The sequence below is a fragment of the Nostoc cf. edaphicum LEGE 07299 genome (genome assembly GCF_015207245.1).
GTDB classification, from domain to species: domain Bacteria; phylum Cyanobacteriota; class Cyanobacteriia; order Cyanobacteriales; family Nostocaceae; genus Nostoc; species Nostoc edaphicum_B.
This window is the reverse complement of record NZ_JADEXF010000523.1, coordinates 1-4,127: the sequence shown is the minus strand read 5'-3', so window position 1 is coordinate 4,127 and position 4,127 is coordinate 1. Positions and strand designations below refer to the sequence as shown.

Here is a 4,127-nt window from a genome sequence, read left to right as displayed (position 1 = left end):
AGTAGTAGATGAACTCCACAAACGCATTGCTACAGACAGCCTCCTCAGTCCCATTTTTGCTGGTACAGACATGGCAAAGCAACGCAATCATCTAGTTGCTTTCTTAGGTCAAATCTTTGAAGGGCCAAAGCAATACGGCGGTCGTCCAATGGACAAAACCCACGCTGGAATGAACCTACAGCAACCACACTTCGATGCGATCGCCAAGCATCTCGGTGAAGCAATGGCTGTGCGTGGAGTGTCAGCAGAAAACACTAAAGCTGCACTAGATCGCGTCACAAATATGAAGGGCGCTATTTTGAACAAGTAATAGGACTTGTGCATTGATTGTTGACAAATAACAACATCAAGTCCTATTGAATCTTGCAAGCTGAAACACATTATGACGTATTTGTAAATCACGTAATTTTCTTTGTTCTTTGTCAAAACAAATGACAAAGGACAAAGGAGAAAAGACAAAAAGAAAAAAAATTTAACGAGCAAAGAGATGTACTTACTTTCAATAATTTTGGCTGTGGAGCGATCGCCACCGGTGACGTTCTACATCCCCTCACTGCTGTAGCTCAACAAGCGTGAGTAGCCCAAAGACAAACGAAAAAGACCCACCAACCAACCAATTGCAGGGAAACACGAATCATGACTGAAGAAAAGATTAGACAGATAGCTTTCTATGGTAAGGGCGGTATCGGTAAATCTACTACTTCCCAAAACACCTTGGCAGCTATGGCAGAAATGGGTCAACGCATCCTTATCGTTGGTTGCGATCCCAAAGCTGACTCCACTCGTTTGATGCTGCACAGCAAAGCTCAAACAACCGTTCTTCACCTCGCCGCAGAACGTGGTGCAGTAGAAGATATCGAACTCGAAGAAGTAATGCTAACCGGTTTCCGTGACGTTCGTTGCGTAGAATCTGGTGGACCAGAACCCGGTGTAGGTTGCGCCGGTCGTGGTATCATCACCGCCATCAACTTCTTAGAAGAAAACGGTGCTTACCAAAACCTAGACTTCGTATCTTACGACGTATTAGGTGACGTTGTGTGTGGTGGTTTCGCAATGCCTATCCGTGAAGGCAAGGCACAAGAAATCTACATCGTGACATCAGGTGAAATGATGGCGATGTATGCTGCTAACAACATCGCTCGTGGTGTTCTCAAGTATGCTCACACTGGCGGTGTGCGTTTGGGTGGTTTGATTTGTAACAGCCGTAACACTGACCGGGAAATCGAATTGATCGAAACCTTGGCAAAACGGTTGAACACCCAAATGATTCACTACGTACCCCGTGACAACATCGTTCAACACGCAGAGTTGCGCCGGATGACCGTTAACGAGTACGCTCCAGAAAGCAACCAAGCTAACGAATACCGCACATTGGCTACCAAGATCATTAACAACCAGAAGCTAGATATTCCTACACCCATCGAAATGGAAGAACTAGAAGAATTGTTGATTGAATTCGGTATCCTCGAAAGCGACGAAAATACCGCCAAGTTGGTTGGTCAGACTGCTGCTCAAGCTCCTGTAGTATAAGTCGCCGCTAAGAAATAACGCTTTAGCACAAGGAAAAAGGAAGAGTTCCATATCTTACCTTTTCCTCTCTCTTCCATCTCCCCCCTAACCTTAGAGGGGACTCCTAGTCCCCCTATGCCCCGATCCTTACAAGTCACAGAGGCTAAGTATGACTCCTCCAGAAAATCAAAACATCATCGAAGAAAGAAAAGAGCTAATTAAAGAAGTTCTCAGTGCTTATCCTGAAAAAGCCGCTAAAAAGCGCGAAAAGCATTTAAACGTATACGAAGAAGGTAAGTCCGATTGCGGCGTTAAGTCTAACATTAAATCCCTGCCTGGGGTAATGACCGCTCGTGGTTGTGCTTACGCCGGTTCTAAAGGTGTGGTTTGGGGCCCTATTAAGGACATGATCCACATCAGCCACGGGCCTGTAGGTTGCGGTTACTGGTCTTGGTCTGGTCGTCGTAACTACTACATCGGCACCACAGGTATTGATACCTTTGGTACGATGCACTTCACCTCCGATTTCCAAGAAAGAGATATCGTGTTCGGCGGTGACAAAAAACTTACCAAGTTAATCCAAGAACTTGATGTACTTTTCCCACTCAACCGTGGTGTTTCCATTCAATCTGAATGTCCCATCGGTCTAATTGGGGATGACATCGAAGCAGTTGCTCGGAAGACATCGAAAGAAATTGGCAAGCCAGTTGTACCTGTGCGTTGCGAAGGCTTCCGGGGTGTTTCCCAATCTTTGGGACACCACATTGCTAACGACATGGTTCGTGACTGGGTTTTCACCAGATCCGACCAAGCTAAGAAAGACGGTACACTCAAGTTTGAAGGTACTCCTTATGATGTAGCCATCATTGGTGACTACAACATCGGTGGAGATGCTTGGGCTAGCCGCATCCTGTTAGAAGAAATCGGCTTGCGCGTAGTCGCTCAGTGGTCAGGTGATGGCACCATCAACGAAATGTTGATGACCCCCAATGTGAAGATGAACCTCATCCACTGTTATCGGTCGATGAACTACATCAGCCGTCACATGGAAGAAGCTTATGGTATACCCTGGCTTGAGTATAATTTCTTCGGCCCCACCAAGATTGCTGAATCTTTACGGGAAATCGCTTCTAAGTTTGACGAAACAATCCAAGCGAACGCTGAGAAAGTTATCGCCAAGTATCAGCCCACAATGGATACGATTCTTCAGAAGTATCGCCCCCGCTTGGAAGGTAAGACTGTTGCCATCATGGTTGGTGGTCTACGTCCTCGCCACGTTGTCCCAGCCTTCCAAGATTTGGGCATGAAGATGATTGGTACAGGTTATGAGTTCGCTCATAATGACGATTACAAACGTACCACTCACTACATCGAAAACGGCACCATCGTTTATGACGACGTTACCGCTTACGAATTCGAGGAATTTATCAAAGCGCTGAAGCCTGACCTAGTAGCTTCTGGTGTGAAAGAGAAGTACGTCTTCCAAAAGATGGGTCTTCCTTTCCGTCAAATGCACTCTTGGGATTACTCCGAACCTAGCGATCGCACTTCAACATCATATAATGCAAGGTTTTTTGGCGGCGAGAGAAAAAAGAGCCTATTTCTAGCCTAAATGCGAGTTGCAGGGTTATTTAGGAAAAATCTATTTTGATGCTTCAGACAGTATAACTCTTATAGAGTCTGGTTTTTAGATTTTGCTTGCATTTTGCTCTAAGAAAAACTGTAAAACAAAAGACTATTTTAAATGACTATTTTTTAGATTAAATATAGCGTAGCAGCTAAATTGAGCAACACCAAATAAAATTTGCATCCATACTATACTCTTTCGTTTGTTTGCTTCATAAAGTGTTAGCCTGCTAAACTAAAGTGATTGGACGCACAAAAAACGGATGAATAACATCTGGAGGTTGTTTTGAGTATTATACAAACTGCCACTGAAAAAATGCGATCGCTCCCGCCAGAGAAGCAACAAGAGGTCTTAGATTTTATTGAGTTTCTGCAAAATCAGCTAGCACAAAATCATACAAATATTGAACAAATTGAGCCTATTTCATTTTTGGAAGCAGCTCAACAATTTGCTGGTTGTGTTGATGGTGGCCCCGGTGATTTGGCGACTAACAAACAATATCTTGAAGGTTTAGGAACTGAATGAAGCAACGAGTCATCATCGATACTGGCCCATTAGTAGCCTTTATTAATCGCAGAGAGCATCTTCATACTTGGGTAATTAATACCTTAGCTACAATTGAGCAGCCTTTACTCACTTGTGAGCCTGTAATTGTAGAGACTTGTTTTTTGTTGCGAAATATTTACGGTGGTCAGGATACGGTGATGTCTTTACTGGACGAGGGAAAGATACTAATTTCGATGTGTTTGAGTGAAGAAGCGGTAGTAATTAAAGAATTGTTGCGACAATATCAGTCAGTTCCAATGTCGTTAGCAGATGCGTGTTTGGTGAGAATTGCACAACTATATCCTGAAAGTGAATTGCTAACATTTGATAGCGATTTTAGAATTTATCGGAAGAATCGTAATCAATTAATTTCTGTGATTATGCCAGAGGATTTGTAAGAACAGGGTTAAGAGCGATCGCTCCTCAACATCAATATCTGTCTCTT

The 4,127-nt window shown here is 43.7% G+C and carries 5 protein-coding genes; all 5 read left to right on the top strand.

Annotated features, from left to right (window positions below; genetic code table 11):
- Window positions 1-310: globin domain-containing protein (locus IQ229_RS16050; RefSeq protein ID WP_194045326.1), on the top strand; the 310-nt coding region annotated here is incomplete at its 5' end.
- A gap of 326 nt (window positions 311-636) precedes the next feature.
- Window positions 637-1,530 carry a nitrogenase iron protein gene (gene nifH / locus IQ229_RS16045; protein WP_194045324.1) on the top strand — a complete coding sequence of 298 codons (894 nt, stop codon included), beginning with the start codon at window positions 637-639 and terminating at the stop codon, window positions 1,528-1,530.
- Window positions 1,531-1,678: 148 nt separating this feature from the next.
- Window positions 1,679-3,121, top strand: coding sequence for a nitrogenase molybdenum-iron protein alpha chain (gene nifD / locus IQ229_RS16040; protein WP_194045322.1), 1,443 nt, complete (start codon window positions 1,679-1,681; stop codon window positions 3,119-3,121).
- Between the two features lie 300 nt (window positions 3,122-3,421).
- Entirely contained in the window at window positions 3,422-3,661 is a 240-nt protein-coding gene (locus IQ229_RS16035) for a DUF2281 domain-containing protein (RefSeq protein WP_194045320.1), read from the top strand.
- A complete protein-coding gene (locus IQ229_RS16030; protein ID WP_194045318.1) occupies window positions 3,658-4,080 on the top strand; it encodes a type II toxin-antitoxin system VapC family toxin in 423 nt (140 codons plus the stop codon). The genes IQ229_RS16035 and IQ229_RS16030 overlap by 4 nt, the downstream gene beginning before the upstream one ends.
- The last annotated feature ends 47 nt before the right edge of the window (window positions 4,081-4,127 follow it).